The following is a 19110-nucleotide window of genomic DNA, read 5'->3' as shown; positions in this document are numbered from 1 at the left end:
GTCCCCCCTTTTGAGCAGGCAGGGAGCGCAATCCCGATGTCCGAGCCGGAAGAGCGTCACGAGATCCAAGGGATCGACATCCACACCACCGCGGGCAAGCTCGCGGATCTCCAGCGCCGTATCGAGGAAGCGACGCATGCCGGCTCCGCACGCGCCGTCGAAAAGCAGCACGCCAAGGGCAAGTTGACGGCCCGTGAGCGCATCGACCTGCTCCTCGACGAGGACTCCTTCGTCGAACTCGACGAGTTCGCCCGGCACCGCTCCACCAACTTCGGTCTGGAGAAGAACCGCCCGTACGGCGACGGCGTCGTCACCGGGTACGGCACCGTCGACGGCCGCCCCGTCGCCGTGTTCTCCCAGGACTTCACCGTCTTCGGCGGTGCGCTGGGCGAGGTCTACGGCCAGAAGATCGTCAAGGTCATGGACTTCGCGCTGAAGACCGGCTGTCCGGTCATCGGCATCAACGACTCCGGCGGCGCCCGCATCCAGGAGGGCGTCGCCTCGCTGGGCGCGTACGGCGAGATCTTCCGCCGCAACACGCACGCGTCCGGTGTCATCCCGCAGATCAGCCTGGTCGTCGGCCCGTGTGCGGGCGGTGCGGTCTACTCGCCCGCCATCACCGACTTCACGATCATGGTCGACCAGACCTCGCACATGTTCATCACCGGCCCGGACGTCATCAAGACGGTCACCGGCGAGGACGTCGGCTTCGAGGAGCTGGGCGGCGCCCGCACCCACAACTCCGCCTCCGGCGTGGCCCACCACATGGCCGGCGACGAGAAGGACGCCATCGAGTACGTCAAGCAGCTGCTGTCGTACCTGCCGTCCAACAACCTCTCCGAGCCCCCGGCCTTCCCGGAGGAGGCGGACCTCGCCGTCACCGACGAGGACCGCGAGCTGGATCGCATCGTGCCGGACAGCGCGAACCAGCCGTACGACATGCACACGGTGATCGAACACATCCTGGACGACGCCGAGTTCTTCGAGACGCAGCCGCTGTTCGCGCCGAACATCCTCACCGGCTTCGGCCGGGTGGAGGGTCGCCCGGTCGGCATCGTCGCCAACCAGCCGATGCAGTTCGCCGGCTGCCTCGACATCCAGGCCAGCGAGAAGGCGGCCCGCTTCGTGCGGACCTGCGACGCCTTCAACGTCCCGGTCATCACGTTCGTGGACGTCCCCGGCTTCCTCCCGGGCGTCGACCAGGAGCACGACGGCATCATCCGCCGCGGCGCCAAGCTGATCTACGCCTACGCGGAAGCCACCGTCCCGCTCATCACGGTCATCACCCGCAAGGCCTTCGGCGGCGCCTACGACGTCATGGGCTCCAAGCACCTCGGCGCCGACATCAACCTCGCCTGGCCCACCGCCCAGATCGCCGTCATGGGCGCCCAGGGCGCGGTCAACATCCTGCACCGGCGCACCATCGCCGAGGCGGAGGCCAACGGGGAGGATCTGGAGGCGGTGCGCGCCCGGCTGATCCAGGAGTACGAGGACACCCTCCTCAACCCCTACATCGCGGCCGAGCGCGGCTACATCGACTCCGTGATCATGCCGTCCGAGACCCGCCGCCATGTCGTACGCGGCCTGCGTCAGCTGCGTACCAAGCGGGAATCCCTGCCTCCGAAGAAGCACGGCAACATCCCCCTCTAGGCCTGCTGGGAGCCGCTATGAACATCAAGGTCCTACGGGGCAACCCGACACCGGAGGAGCTGGCCGCCGCACTGGCGGTGGTCCGCGCCCGCGCCGCGGCGGCATCGGCCACGCCGTCCGGCGCGCCCGCCCCGCGCGACTCCTGGTCCGACCCGTCCCGCATCGCGGCACGCCGGCTGCCGCAGCCGGGGCCGTCGACGTGGGCGCGTACCTACTGGCCCGGCTAGAGGATCGTCGACACGACTTCGGCCATCACCGCGTACCCGGCGTCATTGGGGTGCAGGTGATCGCCGAAGTCGTACGACGGGTGCAGGCGGTCGGGGTCCGCGGGGTCGGCCAGCAGCCGGTTGAGGTCCACCACCGCGCCGTACCCCCCGTCGCACTCCCCGTCGTGCTCCCCCGAGCGACGGATCCACTCGTTCAGCTCGTGACTCACCTTGGCCGCGTGCTCACCCCAGTGGTCCGAGCCCCCGAACGGCAGCAGAGTCGCACCGATCACCCTCAGCCCCGCCGCCCTGCCCTGCCGTATCAACTCCCGGTGCCCGGCGATGAGTTCCTCCGCCTCCACCACCGGCGCCGGCTGGTACGTCGGCTGCTCGTCCGTCTCGCTGAAGCCGATGTCGTTGAGGCCGAGGAGCACGACGAGCGTGTCCACGCCGGGCTGGTCGAGGACGTCCCGGCGCAACCGGCGGACGCCCTTCTCGCCGTACCACGCGGAGTCGTTGAGCAGCAGATTCCCGCCGATGCCCGCGTTGAGAACGGGCCGCCCCGTGCGCGCGGCAAGGGCATCGGACCAGCGGCGGTCCGCCCCCGGCGTGGAACCGAACCCGTCCGTGATCGAGTCCCCGAAGAGCGCCACGGCGTCCGTGCGGCCGGCGTCGACCTCCACACCCGCCAGGAAGTACCAGGACTCGCTCACCGCGTCGAAGCCCTCGCCGCCGGTGTCGGCCGACAGGTCGCCCTCGCCCCGATAGCTGGTCGTGAAGGCCTGGGCGTGGAAGGTCGCGGGGCCGGTGGTGGTGTCGAAGTACAGGGTGACGGTCACCGACTCCCCGGCGGCGACGGCGAGTCGGACCTCGTCGCTGACGATCTCCCCACGCGCCGGCAGCTCGGCCTCACCGCCGCCCCCGAAGGTGAGCCGCGTGAGCGACTCCGGCTCCACGGCGGCTCCGACGGCCGTACGCCCCACGCTCGCGCCCGCGACCCGCACGGGCGAGGTGCCGTAGGCGTGCGAGAGCCGCACCCGCACCCGCCCACCACCCGCGGACAGCCGTACGACCTGCCGCAGTGACTGGCGCCAGAAGCCCTCGCGGGACCAGTTGGGAGTGAAGCCCTCGCTGGGCAGCTGAGGTGACGCGGTCCAGGAAGCCGTGAACATGGCAGCACATCCTCCAAACAGAACTGAAGACCCTTTAGCTAATGGAACCGTAGCACCGTTTATGGAAAAGTTGAGTATGCGTACTCAGGCGCCGCCCCGGATTCCCGATCGACGATGGAAGGCATGCTGTGGTCCGACCCCGAGAACGAGCCGCCCAAGGAACTGCGCGACACGCAGGAGATGTTGCGGCGGCTGGGCGTTCTCATGGCGCTGGCCATGGTGCTCACGATGATCGTGCTCGGGCTGAGGTGAGCCCGGCCGGGCGCGCCGATACGCTGACCGCATGACTGATCAGCCGCGCCGCCGACTCGTCCTCGCCTCCCAGTCCCCCGCCCGGCTCAACCTGCTCCGCCAGGCCGGGCTGGACCCCGAGGTCATCGTGAGCGGCGTCGACGAGGACGCCGTCACCGCGCCCACCCCCGCCGAGCTGGCGCTGGCCCTGGCCGAGGCGAAGGCCTCCGTCGTGGCGGCGAAGCCGGAGGTCAAGGGCGCGATCGTGATCGGCTGCGACTCGGTCCTCGACCTGGACGGCGAGGCCCTGGGCAAGCCTGCCGACGCCGAGGAGGCCACCGCCCGCTGGAAGTCGATGCGCGGCCGGGCGGGCACACTGCAGACCGGCCACTGCGTCTACGACACCGTCACCGGCCGGTACACCTCGGCCACCGCCTCCACGGTCATCCGCTTCGGCGAGCCGACCGACGAGGAGATCGCCGCGTACGTCGCCTCCGGCGAACCCCTCTACGTGGCCGGGGCGTTCACCCTGGACGGCCGCTCGGCCCCGTTCATCGACGGCATCGACGGCGACCACGGCAATGTGATCGGCATCAGCCTGCCGCTGGTACGGCGGCTGCTGAGCCAACTGGGCATCGGCATCACGGAGTTGTGGGCGCCGGCGGAGGGGTGACCGGGGAACCGCCGGCCGGGGAACCGCCCACCGGGGAGCCGTCGCCGCCCTTGCCCCCGTCGGGAGCGGCGCCGGCGGGCTCCTCGGAGGCGGGCGTGCCCTGGGCGTCGTACGTCATCAACAGCAGCACTATCAGGCCGAGTACGACGACCATGAACAGGAACGCCGTCCAGCCCACCAGCCCCCAGGCGAACGCGCCCAGCAGCCCGTGCACCACGGCCGCGCTGATCAGCAGGATGCGCCCGAAGCCGGCCGGGGCGCGGTCGCGCACGGCCACGAGCAGGGCGACCAGCCCGCACAGCGCGAAGTAGGCGCCGAAGACCAGGCCGCCGATCTTCGAGGACATCGACATCACGTCCGGGTCCAGGCCCGCGAGGGACATGTCCTGCCGGTCGACGACAACGCCGAGGAACCACTGCACCGCCGCGACGCCGAGCCCCTCGACGAAGAGCACGACCGCCACCACCCACGCCACCGGCCTGCGTACCACCGGTCCCCACCCACTTCCGAGCTCCGCGCTGTTACCCCAAGTACGTACGAGACATCGCGAACGCTACTAACGGGTAAACCCCGGGACAAGGGTTCGGGCGACAGCAAAGAATCATTGGGCCATTCGTAGGGATTCCACAAAGAAACCGAGTGGCCCGCAGCACGTGATGACAGAGACCTTGACCACAGCGGAGGGCTAGGGTTTCCGGGAAGAGACCTGCGTGCCGAGGCGCGACATGGGATTTCGCAGGTCGAGCGAGCCTGGAATCACGCTCCGTGTGGGCAAGCTCACCACTGGGGACGGGTCGATGTGGCGTGTCGGCAGTCCCTAAACTCGGCTTGTTTCAAGGAGGGAGCCTCAATCGTGCGCAAGGTGCTCATCGCCAACCGTGGCGAAATCGCTGTCCGCGTGGCCCGGGCCTGTCGGGACGCCGGGATCGCGAGCGTGGCCGTCTATGCCGACCCGGACCGGGACGCTCTGCATGTCCGCGCCGCGGATGAGGCGTTCGCCCTGGGCGGTGACACTCCGGCCACCAGCTACCTGGACATCGACAAGGTGCTGAACGCCGCGCGTGAATCCGGGGCGGACGCGATCCACCCCGGCTACGGCTTCCTCTCCGAGAACGCCGACTTCGCCCAGGCGGTCCTGGACGCGGGCCTGATCTGGATCGGCCCGCCGCCGCAGGCCATCCGCGACCTCGGTGACAAGGTCGCCGCCCGGCACATCGCCCAGCGGGCCGGCGCCCCGCTGGTGGCCGGCACCCCCGACCCCGTCTCCGGGGCCGAGGAAGTCGTCGCCTTCGCCGAGGAGCACGGCCTGCCGATCGCCATCAAGGCCGCGTTCGGCGGCGGCGGGCGCGGCCTGAAGGTCGCCCGCACGCTCGAAGAGGTGCCGGAGCTGTACGAGTCGGCGGTGCGTGAGGCGGTGGCCGCGTTCGGGCGCGGTGAGTGCTTCGTCGAGCGCTACCTCGACAAGCCCCGGCACGTGGAGACCCAGTGCCTGGCCGACTCCCACGGCAACGTCGTGGTCGTCTCCACCCGCGACTGCTCGCTGCAGCGCCGCCACCAGAAGCTGGTCGAGGAGGCCCCCGCGCCGTTCCTGTCGGAGGCGCAGGTCGCCGAGCTGTACTCCTCCTCCAAGGCCATCCTGAAGGAGGCCGGCTACGTCGGCGCCGGCACGGTGGAGTTCCTCGTCGGCCTCGACGGCACGATCTCCTTCCTGGAGGTCAACACCCGCCTGCAGGTCGAGCACCCGGTCACCGAAGAGGTCGCCGGCATCGACCTGGTGCGCGAGATGTTCCGCATCGCCGACGGCGAAGCCCTCGGCTACGACGACCCGCCCCTGCGCGGCCACTCCCTGGAGTTCCGCATCAACGGCGAGGACCCCGGCCGCAACTTCCTGCCCGCCCCCGGCACGGTCACCACGTTCACCGCGCCGTCGGGTCCGGGCGTCCGCCTGGACGCGGGGGTGGAGTCCGGTAGCGTGATCGGCCCGGCGTGGGACTCCCTGCTGGCCAAGCTGATCGTCACCGGCGCCACCCGCGAGCAGGCGTTGCAGCGCGCGGCCCGTGCGCTGGCCGAGTTCCAGGTGGAGGGCATGGCCACGGCGATCCCGTTCCACCGCGCGGTGGTCACCGACCCGGCGTTCGCGCCGGAACTGACCGGCTCCAGCGAGCCGTTCACGGTCCACACCCGCTGGATCGAGACCGAGTTCGTCAACGACATCAAGCCCTTCGCCGCGCCCGCCGACACCGAGGCGGACGAGGAAGCCGGTCGTGAGACGGTCGTGGTCGAGGTCGGCGGCAAGCGCCTGGAGGTCTCCCTGCCGGCCTCCCTGGGCATGACCCTGGCCCGCACCGGCCTCGCCGCCGGCGCCAAGCCCAAGCGGCGCGCGGCCAAGAAGTCCGGCCCCGCGGCCTCCGGCGACACCCTCGCCTCCCCGATGCAGGGCACCATCGTCAAGGTGGCCGTGGAAGAGGGCCAGGAGGTCAAGGAAGGCGACCTGATCGTCGTCCTCGAGGCGATGAAGATGGAACAGCCGCTGAACGCGCACAAGTCCGGCACCGTCAAGGGCCTGTCCGCCGAAGTCGGCGCCTCCCTCACCTCCGGCGCCCCCATCTGCGAGATCAAGGACTGAGTCGTACGACGCCCCGAGGCGCCCGGTGGACTGAGCGATCAGTCCACCGGGCGCCTCTTTCTTGGGGTCCGGCGGCCGATGGCATGCTGAACCCACGGAACAAGTGAAGGAAGGGCAGGTGAACCCCATGGCCCGGCCGCCGGCAGGCATGCGCGCCGATGCCCGCCGCAACTACGAGCGTCTGGTCACCGAGGCCCGCTCCGCCTTCGCCGAACGCGGCACGGACGCGTCCTTGGAGGACGTGGCCCGCCGCGCGGGCGTCGGAATCGGCACGCTGTACCGCCACTTCCCCAACCGCGACGCCCTGCTGAGCGCGGTCTTCGAGGACGCGGTCGGCGACCTCCTGACCCGCTCCCGAGAACTCCTCGACGCCCCGGAGCCGTGCGCGGCCCTGGTGACCTGGCTGCGCGAGATGGTCACACACGCGGGCGAGTACCGCGGCCTGGCCAGATCCCTGATGTCCGTCTCGGACGACAACACCTCGGCCCTGGCCCGTTGCAGCGGCCCGATCAGGGAGGCGGGCGGCGCGCTGCTGGCGCGCGCACAGGAGGCCGGGTCGGTCCGCCAGGATGTGGCGATCGGCGACCTCCTCCAACTGACGCACGCCATCGCGCTGGCGGCGGAGGAGACACCTGGCGACCCGGACCTGGCGGACAGGTTGCTGCACTTGACACTGCGGGGGCTGAAGCCCATCTAGGGGCGCGGGGCTGTGTCAATTGCGGCTCCGCCGCGTGGGCGCAACCAGCCACGAACCGCCCGCGCCCGCGCAATAACGCAAACCCCTACGGCGAACAGGCGAATCTAACGCCGCCGCAGATCCGCAACCCGGGCCCGCTCCCGCTCGGCCCCTTGCTCCCCGAGCACCGCCGCAGCGGACCGCAACCCGGGCGCCGGCGCCTGTCCCCGCCTCGGCCCCGGCAGAGCACGACGCCGCGCCGGGACCTCGTCACCCCCCGGGTTCCCGGTCGCCCCGGCCACGGCGATCTGCACCCCCTGGTCGGCCAGGGCCTGCAACTCGGTGTGGGCACGGTCGTCGTGCGCCGGCGGATCATCGGTGACGAGCCGGGTGATGACCTCCGTGGGCACCGTCTGGAACATCGTGTCCGTACCGAGCTTCGTATGGTCGGCAAGGACGACGACCTCCGCGGCCGCCTGCACCAGCGCCCGGTCGACGGACGCCGAGAGCATGTTGGACGTGGACAGCCCGCGCTCGGCGGTGAGCCCGCTCCCGGAGATGAAGGCCCGCGACACCCGCAGCCCTTGCAGGGACTGCTCGGCGCCGCTGCCCACCAGCGCGTAGTTCGAGCCGCGGAGCGTACCGCCGGTCATCACGACCTCGACCCGGTTGGCATGGGCCAACGCCTGCGCCACCAGGAGGGAGTTGGTGACGACGGTCAGTCCGGGGACGCGAGCGAGCCGGCGGGCCAGCTCCTGCGTGGTGGTCCCCGCCCCGACGACGATCGCCTCGCCCTCTTCCACGAAGTTCGCGGCGAGGTCGGCGATGGCCGTCTTCTCGGCGGTCGCGAGATGTGACTTCTGCGGAAAGCCGGACTCCCGCGTGAACCCGCCCGGCAATACCGCACCGCCATGCCGGCGGTCGAGGAGTCCTTCTGCCTCCAGTGCGCGCACGTCCCGCCGTACGGTCACTTCGGAGGTCTGGACGACGCGGGCGAGCTCACGGAGCGACACGGCTCCGTTCGCTCGCACCATTTCGAGGATCAATTGGCGACGTTCTGCAGCGAACACGAAACTGACAGTAACCCCAACGACCGTCTGGTTTCAGCAGTTTGCGCCGAATAACAGAAGTTGTTCGTACGTGAGGGCGAGAAGTGGTATAGGGCCTAGTCCCGCCGCCTATGCCGTACGCATGCTCGACAACTCCCCGTGACCAGCGAGGAGTTGATTCCGGCCGTCAGATCTCGTCGCCGGCCTTCCGCGTGTGCAGCTGCCGTGCGACCTCGGCGATCGACCCCGAAAGGGAGGGGTACACGGTGAAGGCGTTCGCGATCTGTTCGACCGTCAGATTGTTGTCGACCGCGATCGAGATGGGGTGGATCAGTTCCGAGGCGCGCGGGGCCACGACCACACCGCCGACCACGATGCCCGTACCCGGACGGCAGAAGATCTTGACGAAGCCGTCCCGGATGCCCTGCATCTTGGCGCGCGGGTTGCGCAGCAGCGGCAGCTTGACGGCCCGGGCGTCGATCTTGCCCGCGTCGACGTCCGCCTGGGTGTAGCCGACGGTGGCGATCTCGGGGTCGGTGAAGACGTTGGAGGACACGGTCTTGAGGTTCAGCGGGGCCACCGCGTCGCCGAGGAAGTGGTACATGGCGATACGTCCCTGCATCGCCGCCACCGAGGCGAGGGCGAAGACACCGGTGACGTCACCGGCGGCGTACACGCCCGGCGCGGTCGTCCTGGACACCTTGTCGGTCCAGATGTGCCCGGACTCGCGCAGCTTGACCCCGGCCTCCTCCAGGCCCATGCCCGCGGAGTTCGGGATGGCGCCGACGGCCATGAGGCAGTGGCTGCCGCTGATGACGCGGCCGTCGGCGAGGGTGACCTCCACCCGGTCGCCGACGCGTTTGGCGGCGGCGGCACGCGAGCGCGCCATGACGTTCATGCCGCGCCGCCGGAAGACGTCCTCCAGGACGGCCGCGGCGTCCGGGTCCTCACCCGGCAGCACGCGATCCCGCGACGAGACGAGAGTGACCCGCGACCCGAGCGCCTGGTAGGCGCCGGCGAACTCGGCACCGGTGACACCCGAGCCGACCACGATGAGTTCCTCGGGCAGCTCGGTGAGGTCGTAGACCTGGGTCCAGTTGAGGATGCGCTCGCCGTCGGGCTGGGCGTCGGGCAGCTCGCGGGGATGCCCACCGGTGGCGATCAGCACCGCGTCGGCGGCGAGCGTCTCCTCGGTCCCGTCCGCGGCCCGCACCACGACCTTGCGCGACCCGTCGAGGGCCTGCATGCCCTCCAGCCGGCCGCGGCCGCGCAGGACCCGGGCGCCGGCGCGGGTGACGGAGGCGGTGATGTCGTGGGACTGGGCGAGCGCGAGCCGCTTCACACGCCGGTTGACCTTGCCCAGGTCGACGCCCACCACCCGTGCGGGCGTGTCGATGTGCGGCGTGTCGTCGGCGACGATGATCCCCAGTTCCTCGTAGGAGGAATCGAAGGTGGTCATCACCTCGGCCGTGGCGATAAGAGTCTTCGACGGCACGCAGTCGGTGAGCACCGACGCCCCGCCCAGACCGTCGCAGTCGACGACGGTCACCTCCGCGCCGAGCTGGGCGGCCACCAGGGCCGCCTCGTATCCGCCGGGTCCGCCACCGATGATCACGATCCGAGTCACGTACTCCATTGTCCCGCACGCCACACCGTGCCACTGCCCGGGGGCCCGCCCGAGACACCACTGTTACGGGAGGGGAGGACGATTCGCCTGCCGTACCCTCTCTGCATGTCGCTCTACGCCGCGTACGCCGGCAATCTCGACGCGCGGCTGATGACCCGCCGCGCCCCGCACTCGCCGCTGCGCGCCACCGGCTGGCTGAACGGGTGGCGACTGACGTTCGGGGGCGAGCAGTTGGGCTGGGACGGCGCGCTGGCGACGCTCGTCGAGGAGCCGAAGGAGCAGGTCTTCGTCGCGCTGTACGACATCGCCCCGATGGACGAGGAGTCCCTGGACCGCTGGGAGGGCGTCGGCCTGGGCATCTACCGGCGGCTGCGGGTGCGGGTGGACACGCTGGAGGGCGAGGAGCCGGCCTGGGTGTACGTGCTGAACGCCTACGAGGGCGGCCTGCCGTCCGCCCGCTATCTGGGCGAGCTCGCGGACGCGGCGGAGTCGGCGGGCGCACCGCACGACTACGTGATGGAGCTGCGGAAGCGCCCCTGCTGAGCATCCCCGGCCTCACCACCCCCTCGCGCCCCACCGATCGCACCTCTTCGTTGGAAACGACAAGACAACGATCGCCATCCCGTGAGCTCTGTCATCTACGCGCGTAGGCCCAAACCGGCTACCCTCAGTCGCGTGAACGCATCTCTTCTTCCGGACGACATCCAGGGCGACCCCCACGCCGCCGCCGACGCCGCCGCCGCGCGCCTGCGCGAACTCACCGGCGCCGAGACCCACGACGTCGCCCTCGTGATGGGCTCCGGCTGGGCACCGGCCGTGGATGCCCTCGGCGCACCCGATGCCGAGTTCCAGGTCACCGAGCTGCCCGGTTTCCCGCCGCCGGCGGTGGAAGGGCACGGCGGCAAGATCCGCTCGTACAAGATCGGCAACAAGCGCGCGCTGGTCTTCCTGGGCCGCACCCACTACTACGAGGGCCGTGGCGTGGCGGCCGTGGCCCATGGCGTCCGCACCGCGGTCGCGGCCGGCTGCAAGACGATCGTCCTCACCAACGGCTGCGGGGGCCTGCGCGAGGGCATGCGCCCCGGCCAGCCGGTCCTGATCAGCGACCACATCAACCTCACGGCGACGTCCCCGATCGTCGGCGCGAACTTCGTCGACCTGACGGACCTGTACTCGCCGCGCCTGCGCGCCCTGTGCAAGGAGATCGACCCCACGCTGGAGGAGGGCGTCTACGCCCAGTTCCCCGGCCCGCACTACGAGACTCCGGCCGAGATCCGCATGGCCCGCGTCATCGGCGCGGACCTGGTGGGCATGTCGACGGTCCTCGAAGCCATCGCGGCGCGCGAGGCCGGTGCCGAGGTCCTGGGCATCTCCCTGGTGACGAACCTCGCGGCGGGTATGACGGGCGAGCCCCTCAACCACGAGGAGGTCCTGCAGGCGGGCCGCGACTCGGCGACGCAGATGGGCTCGCTGCTGGCGCAGGTGCTCGGGCGGCTGTAAGCCGTTTCCCCGCCCCCGCCGCCCCTACCCGTCCCGTCCCTGGGGGCTGCCGCCCCCAGACCCCCGCTTCGGCCCTGAACGGGCCTCGTCCTCAAACTCCCCCAGAGGGGGCACCCCCAGACGGGCTGAAAAACCAGCCCCTCCGGCGTTTGAGGAGCGGGGGTCCAGGGGGCAGAGCCCCCTGGCGGGGTCGAAGGGGCAGCGCCCCTGGGGATGGGACGGGTAGGGGCGGCGGGGGCGAAGAAAGCCCGCCCCCCGCCCCGCACCGAACGACACGAACGAGAGGTTGACCGACGTGCACGACGATCTCATCGCCCGGGCCCAGGCCTGGCTCGCCGAGGACCCGGACCCGGAGACCCGCGAAGAGCTCGCCAAGCTCATCGACGCCGCGGACATCGAAGAGCTCGCCGCACGCTTCAGCGGCACCCTCCAGTTCGGCACCGCGGGCCTGCGCGGGGAACTCGGCGCCGGGCCCATGCGGATGAACCGCACCGTCGTCATCCGCGCCGCCGCCGGCCTCGCGGCGTACCTCAAGAAGCAGGGTCCCCCCCACGGGGAAAGGGGTGAGGGCCTCGTCGTCATCGGCTACGACGCCCGCCACAAGTCGGAGGACTTCGCCCGCGACACGGCCGCCGTCATGACCGGCGCCGGTCTCCGCGCAGCCGTACTCCCCCGCCCCCTGCCCACCCCGGTCCTCGCGTACGCCATAAGGCACCTCGGCGCGGTCGCCGGCGTGGAGGTCACCGCCAGCCACAACCCGCCCCGCGACAACGGCTACAAGGTCTACCTCGGCGACGGCTCCCAGATCGTCCCGCCCGCGGACATCGACATCGCGGAAGAGATCGCCGCCGTCCCGTCCCTGACCGTCGTCCCCCGCCCCACCGAAGGCTGGGAAACCCTCGACGACAGCGTCCTGGACGCCTACCTCGCCCGCACGGACGCGGTCCTGTCCGCCGGCTCCCCGCGCACCGCCCGCACCGTCTACACGGCGATGCACGGCGTCGGCAAGGACGTCCTCCTCGCCGCCTTCGCCCGCGCCGGCTTCCCCGCCCCCGCCCTGGTCGCCGAGCAGGCCGACCCGGACCCGGACTTCCCCACCGTCGCCTTCCCCAACCCGGAAGAGCCCGGTGCGATGGACCTGGCCTTCGCCAAGGCCCGCGAGACCGACCCCGACCTCGTCATCGCCAACGACCCCGACGCCGACCGCTGTGCCGCGGCCGTCAAGGACGGCGAGGACTGGCGGATGCTGCGCGGCGACGAGGTGGGGGCGCTGCTCGCCGCGCACCTGGTGAGCCGCGGAGCACAGGGCACCTTCGCCGAGTCGATCGTCTCCTCCTCCCTCCTCGGCCGTATCGCCGAGAAGGCGGGACTGCCGTACGAGGAGACCCTCACCGGCTTCAAGTGGATCGCCCGCGTCGACGGCCTGCGCTACGGCTACGAGGAGGCCCTCGGCTACTGCGTCGACCCCGAGGGCGTACGCGACAAGGACGGCATCACCGCCGCCCTGCTGATCACCGAGCTGGCGTCCGTCCTCAAGGCCGAGGGCCGCACGCTCCTCGACCTCCTCGACGACCTCGCCGTGGAGCACGGCCTGCACGCCACCGACCAGCTCTCGGTCCGCGTTGAGGACCTGTCGGTCATCGCGAACGCCATGCGCCGGCTGCGCGAGCAGCCGCCGACCGAGCTCGCCGGCCTGGCCATCACCCGCGCCGAGGACCTCACCCAGGGCACGGACACGCTCCCGCCCACCGACGGCCTGCGCTACACCCTCGAGGGCGCCCGCGTCATCGTCCGCCCCAGCGGCACGGAGCCCAAGCTGAAGTGCTACCTGGAGGTCGTCGTCCCGGTCCCGGCCCACGCCGACCTCCCGGCCGCCCGCGCCAAGGCGACCGACCTGCTCGAGACGATCAAGCGGGACCTGTCGGCGGCGGCCGGCATCTGAGCCGTACGCGACTCTCCAGCTCGTTCCCGAAAGGGTGCCCCCATCCGGAGGCACCCTTTCGGGCGATTTCCCCCCGGTGATTGACCCGCGCTCCACGCCCCGCCCCGCCCCCCGGGCAACGGTGGACGGGAAAGCACGACCGAACCGCCTGGAGCCGCGCCGTGTCCACGACCGCATCCCGGCCGACCCACCGAGCGAACCCCACCCCCGGGAACCCCAACCACCCCGGCTCCCGCCCCCCACCACCCCCACGAGCCCGCCCCGCTGCACTGCACGCCCTGCGCCACGCGGCCCCCGCCCTCCTCGCGTACCTCGCCGTACGCGGCACGGGCCTGCTGCTCCTGACGGTCTGGGCACACCGCCAGCGGCACGGCGTCTGGCCGATCCTGGCGACGCAGTGGGACGCCGACTGGTATCTCGGCATCGCCGACCACGGCTACGCGCACGCACTCGGCACCGCGTACAGCGCCAACAACCTCGCCTTCTTCCCGCTCTACCCGGTCCTGGTCAAGGCGGTCGCGGTGGTCACCCCGGGCACCCGCGCCAGCACCGGCCTCGCGATCGCCGTCCTCGCCTCCCTCGTCGCCGCGTGGGGCGTCTTCGCCGTCGGCGACCGGCTGCACGGCCGCCGGGTCGGCATCCTCCTCACGGTCCTGTGGGCCGCGCTCCCGGTCGGCCTGGTGCAGTGGATGGGCTACACCGAGTCCCTGTTCACGGCGCTCGCGGCCTGGTCGTTGTACGCCGTGCTCACCGGCCGCCTCCTCACCGCGGCCTGGCTCGCCGCGCTCGCGGGGCTGACCCGCCCGACCGGCATCGCGGTCGCGGCAGCGGTCACCGTGACGGCCCTGCTCGCGCTGCGCCGCCGCTTCCGCGTCCGCACCCTCGCGGCCGCCGCGATCGCGCCGCTCGGCTGGTGCGGCTACGTCGGCTGGGTGGGCCTGCGGGTGGGCCGCTGGGACGGCTACTTCGCCGTACAGCGGCTGTGGCGCAACGAGCTGGACGGTGGCCGCGAGACCCTTCGCCTGATGCGGCGGCTGCTGGTGTACGAATCCAACCCCGGGCTGTTCCTGGTGATGGTGACGCTCACGCTGATCGCGTCGGTGGTGCTGTTCGGGCTGGCGGTGTGGGACCGGCAGCCGGTGCCGCTGCTGGTCTTCACGGCCGTACTGCTGGCGATCGTCCTGGGCAGCGGCGGCGTCTACTTCCCCCGCGCCCGCTTCCTCCTCCCCGCCTTCCCGCTCCTGCTCCCCGTCGCCCTGCACCTGTCCCACGCGTCCCGCCGCTACCGCACCCTGGCCCTCGCGGCGGCGGTCACCGGCTCGGCGTACTGCGGTGCGTACATGGCACTGGTGTATCCGGGGGCGCCCTGAGGCAGCGGCATCGAGGCCACCGGGTCACGGCGACGACCAGCACGGTCCGGGGCGGATTGGCCATCGGCCGACCCTGGCGTCGGGGCGGGAGCGCTGATGACGCAGGTAGCCGTGAACGGAGCGGCTGAGCAGGCTGCCTACCGGCTCAGGCCCTCAGGACGTACACGGACCCGCGGGTGCCTCAGGACATCACCAGCAAAATCACCAGCAACACAGCCCCCGCAACCGCCGGCCCGGCCACCTCGTAGGCCCACCGCACGGTCACCTCACCCTGCGCGGACTCCGCCGTCTCCCGGTGCTCCAGCAGTTCGCGCAGGTCGTCCATGACCTTGTCGGTCTCGGCCCGCATCGGCCCGTGTGCGTCGACATCTCCGCGCGGCGCCCCGAACCCGAGCCCCGTCCCCCCGCCCGCGCGGGCACCCCGCTCACCGCGCGCGGCAGCGCTTCGCTCCCCGGCCGCCCGGGCCGACCGGCGCGCCGCCTTCTTGCGGGCCCGCAGCGAGACCGGGATCGCCCAGAGCTGGAACTTGGTGCCGGACTTGGCGACGACCTCGTTCGAGTAACCGGACCGCAGTGAGGCGACCTGTCCCCAGGGGAGCACGATCACGCGGAGCGGGTTGCGGATGCGCAGCCGGTCCTCGTTGGCGTAGACGGCGGGCCGCAGCGTGAAGGCGGACACCAGCGGCACGATCAGGATCAGCGCCGCGAGCGCCAGCCACTGGGTGCGCCCCTCGCCCCGCACCAGCGCGTCGACGCCCAGCCAGAGCACGAGGGCCAGCAGCGCGACGCCGCCGACGATGCCCATGGGTGAGCGGAAGACCCGGTCCTTCGACGCGGGGTCCGGGGTGGGGGGCTGATGCTCCGGGGTCGTCATGGGCCCGATTCTGCCCGACGCCCCGGACAGCGCTCATCCGCACCACCCACCACACAAGATGAGCACCCGGGCCTGTACAGCCGCTACGCGCGTAGATATGCTCGTCTGGTGACCATGCCCACCAATGCACCCTCCCCCACCGCCGAAAGCGTGGGAGGCACCCCCAGCGCTCATGCCCTCACGGACGTCGCCGCGTCCGACAGCACGCTGCGCCGCTTCCTCCACGGGCTGCCCGGCGTCGACGCGGTCGGCCTGGAGGGGCGTGCCGCGTCCCTCGGCACCCGTTCCATCAAGACGACCGCGAAGGCGTACGCCATCGACCTCGCCATCTCGATGGTCGACCTGACGACGCTGGAAGGCGCGGACACCCCGGGCAAGGTCCGGGCGCTCGGCGCCAAGGCGGTCCACCCCGACCCCACCGACCGTACGACTCCGGCGACCGCGGCCGTCTGCGTCTACCCGGACATGGTGGCCACCGCCAAGGAGGCCGTCGCCGGCTCGACCGTGAAGGTCGCCTCGGTCGCCACCGCCTTCCCGGCCGGCCGCGCGGCCCTCGCCGTGAAGCTGGCCGACGTGCGCGACGCCGTCGCGGCCGGTGCGGACGAGATCGACATGGTCATCGACCGCGGGGCGTTCCTCGCGGGCAACTACATGAAGGTCTACGACGAGATCGTCGCCGTGAAGGAGGCCTGCGCGGCGAGCGCCCGCCTCAAGGTCATCTTCGAGACCGGCGAGCTGTCGACGTACGACAACATCCGGCGGGCGAGCTGGCTCGGCATGCTGGCGGGCGCCGACTTCATCAAGACGTCCACCGGCAAGGTCGCCGTGAACGCCACCCCCGCGAACACCCTCCTTATGCTGGAAGCGGTACGCGACTTCCGCGCCCAGACCGGCATCCAGGTCGGCGTGAAGCCGGCCGGCGGCATCAGGACGACCAAGGACGCCATCAAGTTCCTCGTCCTGGTCAAGGAGACCGCGGGTGAGGACTGGCTGGGCAACCACTGGTTCCGCTTCGGCGCCTCCTCGCTCCTGAACGACCTGCTGATGCAGCGTCAGAAGCTGGCCACCGGCCGCTACTCCGGCCCCGACTACGTGACGGTGGACTGATCACCATGGCATCGGCATTCGAATACGCACCGGCCCCCGAGTCCCGCGGAATCGTCGACATCGCGCCCTCGTACGGCCTGTTCATCGACGGCGAGTTCGTGGAGGCGGCGGACGGCAAGGTCTTCAAGACCGTCTCCCCGTCCACCGAGGAGGTCCTCTCCGAGGTCGCCCAGGCCGGCGAGGCGGACGTCGACCGCGCGGTGAAGGCCGCCCGCAAGGCTTTCGGGAAGTGGTCGGCGCTGCCCGGCTCCGAGCGTGCGAAGTACCTGTTCCGCATCGCCCGGATCATCCAGGAGCGCAGCCGTGAGCTGGCGGTCCTGGAGACCCTGGACAACGGCAAGCCGATCAAGGAGACCCGCGACGCCGACCTCCCGCTGGTCGCCGCGCACTTCTTCTACTACGCGGGCTGGGCCGACAAGCTGGAGCACGCCGGCTTCGGGCCGAACGCGAAGCCCCTCGGCGTCGCCGGCCAGGTCATCCCCTGGAACTTCCCGCTGCTGATGCTGGCCTGGAAGATCGCCCCGGCACTCGCCACCGGCAACACGGTGGTGCTCAAGCCCGCCGAGACGACCCCTCTCTCCGCCCTGTTCTTCGCGGACATCTGCCGCCAGGCGGGCCTGCCCAAGGGCGTCGTCAACATCCTTCCCGGATACGGCGACGCGGGCGCCGCGCTCGTCGCGCACCCGGACGTGAACAAGGTCGCCTTCACCGGCTCCACGGCCGTCGGCAAGGAGATCGCGCGGACCGTCGCCGGCACCCACAAGAAGGTCACCCTCGAACTCGGTGGCAAGGGCGCCAACATCGTCTTCGACGACGCCCCGATCGACCAGGCGGTGGAGGGGATCGTCAACGGAATCTTCTTCAACCAGGGCCAGGTCTGCTGCGCGGGCAGCCGTCTGCTGGTCCAGGAGTCGATCCAGGACGAGCTGCTGGACTCCCTGAAGCGCCGCCTGTCGACCCTCCGCCTCGGCGACCCGCTCGACAAGAACACGGACATCGGCGCGATCAACTCCGAGGAGCAGCTCTCGCGCATCACCTCGCTCGTCGAGCAGGGCGAGGCGGAGGGCGCCGAGCGCTGGTCCCCGGCCTGCGAGATCCCGACCTCCGGCTACTGGTTCGCGCCCACGCTCTTCACGAACGTCACCCAGGCGCACCGGATCGCCCGCGACGAGATCTTCGGCCCGGTCCTGTCGGTCCTCACCTTCCGCACGCCGGACGAGGCCGTCGCCAAGGCCAACAACACCCCGTACGGCCTGTCGGCGGGCATCTGGACGGAGAAGGGTTCGCGGATCCTGGCCGTGGCCGGCAAGCTCCGCGCAGGCGTCGTCTGGTCCAACACGTTCAACAAGTTCGACCCGACCTCGCCGTTCGGCGGCTACAAGGAGTCGGGCTTCGGCCGCGAGGGCGGCCGCCACGGCCTGGAGGCGTACCTCGCCCCGTCGAGCCCGGAGGGCGAGCGATAAATGAGCACAGCTGACAAGAACGACAAGACCGAGCGCGCCGAGCGGCTCTCCGTCTTCAAGACCTACAAGCTGTACGTCGGCGGGAAGTTCCCGCGTTCCGAGAGCGGCCGGGTGTACGAGGTGACCGACGCAAAGGGCAACTGGCTGGCGAACGTACCGCTGTCGTCCCGCAAGGACGCCCGTGACGCGGTCGTGGCCGCCCGCAAGGCGTTCGGGGCGTGGTCCGGCGCGACGGCGTACAACCGCGGTCAGATCCTCTACCGCATCGCCGAGATGCTGGAGGGCCGCCGCGAGCAGTACGTCCGTGAAGTGGCCGACGCGGAGGGCCTGTCGCCCGCGAAAGCAAAATCAAATACAGCGAAGGCGGCGGCGCAGGTCGACGCGGCGATCGACCGCTGGGTCTGGTACGCGGGCTGGACCGACAAGATCGCCCAGGTGGTCGGCGGTGGCAACCCGGTCGCGGGCCCGTTCTTCAACCTCTCCTCCCCCGAGCCGACGGGCGTGGTGGCCGTCCTGGCCCCGCAGGAGTCGTCCTTCCTGGGCCTGGTCTCGGTCGTCGCCCCGGTGATCGCCACCGGCAACACGGCGATCGTGGTGGCGTCCGAGAAGTCCCCGCTCCCTGCCCTCTCCCTCGGCGAGGTCCTGGCCACCTCCGACCTCCCCGGCGGTGTCGTCAACATCCTCTCCGGCCGTACGGCGGAGATCGCGACGCCGCTGGCCGCGCACCAGGACGTCAACGCGATCGACCTGGCCGGCGCCGACGACGTACTGGCGAAGGAACTGGAGATCGCCGCGGCGGACAACCTGAAGCGCGTCCTGCGTCCACAGCCTGTGGATTACACGGCCACCCCCGGCATCGACCGCATGACGGCGTTCCTGGAGACCAAGACGGTCTGGCACCCGACGGGGTCGCTGGGCGCGTCCGGCTCGTCGTACTGAGGTCC

General features: G+C 71.1%; 18 protein-coding genes. 13 read left to right on the top strand and 5 right to left on the bottom strand.

The window, feature by feature from the left end:
* The first annotated feature begins 36 nt into the window (after positions 1–36).
* On the top strand, positions 37–1650 hold the full coding sequence (locus tag PBV52_RS30585; RefSeq protein ID WP_274242723.1) for an acyl-CoA carboxylase subunit beta: 1614 nt from the start codon (positions 37–39) through the stop codon (positions 1648–1650).
* Positions 1651–1667: 17 nt separating this feature from the next.
* Positions 1668–1877, top strand: coding sequence for an acyl-CoA carboxylase epsilon subunit (locus PBV52_RS30580; protein WP_274242721.1), 210 nt, complete (start codon positions 1668–1670; stop codon positions 1875–1877).
* Here the strand turns inward: PBV52_RS30580 and PBV52_RS30575 are convergent.
* Positions 1874–3028, bottom strand: a complete 1155-nt coding sequence (locus PBV52_RS30575) for an SGNH/GDSL hydrolase family protein (protein WP_274242720.1) — start codon at positions 3026–3028, stop codon at positions 1874–1876. The genes PBV52_RS30580 and PBV52_RS30575 overlap by 4 nt on opposite strands.
* A 123-nt stretch (positions 3029–3151) precedes the next feature.
* Here PBV52_RS30575 and mmpB point away from each other — a divergent pair, with 123 nt between their 5' ends.
* Together mmpB and PBV52_RS30565 are read left to right on the top strand one after the other, a co-directional pair.
* Entirely contained in the window at positions 3152–3280 is a 129-nt protein-coding gene (mmpB, locus tag PBV52_RS30570) for a morphogenic membrane protein MmpB (protein ID WP_274242718.1), read from the top strand.
* Positions 3281–3311: 31 nt separating this feature from the next.
* Positions 3312–3932: a nucleoside triphosphate pyrophosphatase gene (locus PBV52_RS30565; RefSeq protein WP_274242716.1), complete on the top strand. Its 621-nt coding sequence runs from the start codon at positions 3312–3314 to the stop codon at positions 3930–3932.
* Here the strand turns inward: PBV52_RS30565 and PBV52_RS30560 are convergent.
* Complete coding sequence (locus tag PBV52_RS30560; RefSeq protein ID WP_274242714.1) at positions 3901–4422, bottom strand: hypothetical protein; 522 nt, start codon at positions 4420–4422, stop codon at positions 3901–3903. The genes PBV52_RS30565 and PBV52_RS30560 overlap by 32 nt on opposite strands.
* Before the next feature lie 363 nt (positions 4423–4785).
* Here PBV52_RS30560 and PBV52_RS30555 point away from each other — a divergent pair, with 363 nt between their 5' ends.
* Both PBV52_RS30555 and PBV52_RS30550 read left to right on the top strand, forming a co-directional pair.
* Positions 4786–6558, top strand: a complete 1773-nt coding sequence (locus tag PBV52_RS30555; RefSeq protein WP_274242713.1) for a biotin carboxylase N-terminal domain-containing protein — start codon at positions 4786–4788, stop codon at positions 6556–6558.
* A gap of 148 nt (positions 6559–6706) precedes the next feature.
* On the top strand, positions 6707–7255 hold the full coding sequence (locus tag PBV52_RS30550; RefSeq protein ID WP_274249694.1) for a TetR/AcrR family transcriptional regulator: 549 nt from the start codon (positions 6707–6709) through the stop codon (positions 7253–7255).
* Between the two features lie 104 nt (positions 7256–7359).
* Here PBV52_RS30550 and PBV52_RS30545 read toward each other — a convergent pair whose 3' ends face one another.
* Both PBV52_RS30545 and PBV52_RS30540 read right to left on the bottom strand, forming a co-directional pair.
* Complete coding sequence (locus PBV52_RS30545) at positions 7360–8304, bottom strand: DeoR/GlpR family DNA-binding transcription regulator (RefSeq protein WP_274242711.1); 945 nt, start codon at positions 8302–8304, stop codon at positions 7360–7362.
* Positions 8305–8470: 166 nt separating this feature from the next.
* Positions 8471–9934 carry an NAD(P)H-quinone dehydrogenase gene (locus tag PBV52_RS30540; RefSeq protein ID WP_274242710.1) on the bottom strand — a complete coding sequence of 488 codons (1464 nt, stop codon included), beginning with the start codon at positions 9932–9934 and terminating at the stop codon, positions 8471–8473.
* Positions 9935–10015: 81 nt separating this feature from the next.
* On the opposite strand from PBV52_RS30540, the gene PBV52_RS30535 reads away from it, so the two are divergent.
* The 4 genes from PBV52_RS30535 (at position 10016) to PBV52_RS30520 (ending at position 14722) form a co-directional block, all read left to right on the top strand.
* Positions 10016–10453, top strand: a complete 438-nt coding sequence (locus PBV52_RS30535; RefSeq protein WP_128433353.1) for a gamma-glutamylcyclotransferase — start codon at positions 10016–10018, stop codon at positions 10451–10453.
* Positions 10454–10585: 132 nt separating this feature from the next.
* Positions 10586–11410, top strand: a complete 825-nt coding sequence (locus tag PBV52_RS30530) for a purine-nucleoside phosphorylase (RefSeq protein ID WP_128433352.1) — start codon at positions 10586–10588, stop codon at positions 11408–11410.
* Positions 11411–11705: 295 nt separating this feature from the next.
* Entirely contained in the window at positions 11706–13352 is a 1647-nt protein-coding gene (locus PBV52_RS30525; RefSeq protein ID WP_274249692.1) for a phospho-sugar mutase, read from the top strand.
* A gap of 161 nt (positions 13353–13513) precedes the next feature.
* Positions 13514–14722, top strand: a complete 1209-nt coding sequence (locus tag PBV52_RS30520; RefSeq protein WP_274242708.1) for a hypothetical protein — start codon at positions 13514–13516, stop codon at positions 14720–14722.
* Positions 14723–14903: 181 nt separating this feature from the next.
* On the opposite strand, the gene PBV52_RS30515 is transcribed toward PBV52_RS30520, so the two are convergent.
* Positions 14904–15596 carry a PH domain-containing protein gene (locus PBV52_RS30515; protein ID WP_274242707.1) on the bottom strand — a complete coding sequence of 231 codons (693 nt, stop codon included), beginning with the start codon at positions 15594–15596 and terminating at the stop codon, positions 14904–14906.
* 114 nt (positions 15597–15710) lie between these two features.
* On the opposite strand from PBV52_RS30515, the gene deoC reads away from it, so the two are divergent.
* The 3 genes from deoC to PBV52_RS30500 are packed head-to-tail and all read left to right on the top strand — an operon-like array spanning position 15711 to position 19105.
* Positions 15711–16703, top strand: a complete 993-nt coding sequence (gene deoC, locus PBV52_RS30510) for a deoxyribose-phosphate aldolase (RefSeq protein ID WP_274249690.1) — start codon at positions 15711–15713, stop codon at positions 16701–16703.
* A 5-nt stretch (positions 16704–16708) separates the two neighbouring features.
* Positions 16709–18166 carry an aldehyde dehydrogenase family protein gene (locus PBV52_RS30505; protein ID WP_274242705.1) on the top strand — a complete coding sequence of 486 codons (1458 nt, stop codon included), beginning with the start codon at positions 16709–16711 and terminating at the stop codon, positions 18164–18166.
* The gene (locus tag PBV52_RS30500; protein WP_274242704.1) at positions 18167–19105 is read left to right on the top strand and encodes an aldehyde dehydrogenase family protein; all 939 of its coding nucleotides are present in this window, start codon (positions 18167–18169) and stop codon (positions 19103–19105) included.
* Positions 19106–19110: the final 5 nt, after the last annotated feature.

The sequence above is a fragment of the Streptomyces sp. T12 genome (assembly GCF_028736035.1).
Taxonomy (GTDB): Bacteria; Actinomycetota; Actinomycetes; order Streptomycetales; family Streptomycetaceae; genus Streptomyces.
The sequence above is the reverse complement of the archived record's forward strand: the minus strand, read 5'-3'. Positions and strand labels throughout refer to the sequence as shown.

Excerpts from the sequence above, each read along its gene's own strand:
- PBV52_RS30585 (WP_274242723.1), top strand. The coding sequence starts at position 37 with ATGTCCGAGCCGGAAGAGCGTCACGAGATCCAAGGGATCGACATCCAC.
- PBV52_RS30580 (WP_274242721.1), top strand. The coding sequence starts at position 1,668 with ATGAACATCAAGGTCCTACGGGGCAACCCGACACCGGAGGAGCTGGCC.
- PBV52_RS30575 (WP_274242720.1), bottom strand. The coding sequence starts at position 3,028 with ATGTTCACGGCTTCCTGGACCGCGTCACCTCAGCTGCCCAGCGAGGGC.
- mmpB (WP_274242718.1), top strand. The coding sequence starts at position 3,152 with ATGCTGTGGTCCGACCCCGAGAACGAGCCGCCCAAGGAACTGCGCGAC.
- PBV52_RS30565 (WP_274242716.1), top strand. The coding sequence starts at position 3,312 with ATGACTGATCAGCCGCGCCGCCGACTCGTCCTCGCCTCCCAGTCCCCC.
- PBV52_RS30550 (WP_274249694.1), top strand. The coding sequence starts at position 6,707 with ATGCGCGCCGATGCCCGCCGCAACTACGAGCGTCTGGTCACCGAGGCC.
- PBV52_RS30535 (WP_128433353.1), top strand. The coding sequence starts at position 10,016 with ATGTCGCTCTACGCCGCGTACGCCGGCAATCTCGACGCGCGGCTGATG.
- PBV52_RS30515 (WP_274242707.1), bottom strand. The coding sequence starts at position 15,596 with ATGACGACCCCGGAGCATCAGCCCCCCACCCCGGACCCCGCGTCGAAG.
- deoC (WP_274249690.1), top strand. The coding sequence starts at position 15,711 with ATGCCCACCAATGCACCCTCCCCCACCGCCGAAAGCGTGGGAGGCACC.
- PBV52_RS30505 (WP_274242705.1), top strand. The coding sequence starts at position 16,709 with ATGGCATCGGCATTCGAATACGCACCGGCCCCCGAGTCCCGCGGAATC.
- PBV52_RS30500 (WP_274242704.1), top strand. The coding sequence starts at position 18,167 with ATGAGCACAGCTGACAAGAACGACAAGACCGAGCGCGCCGAGCGGCTC.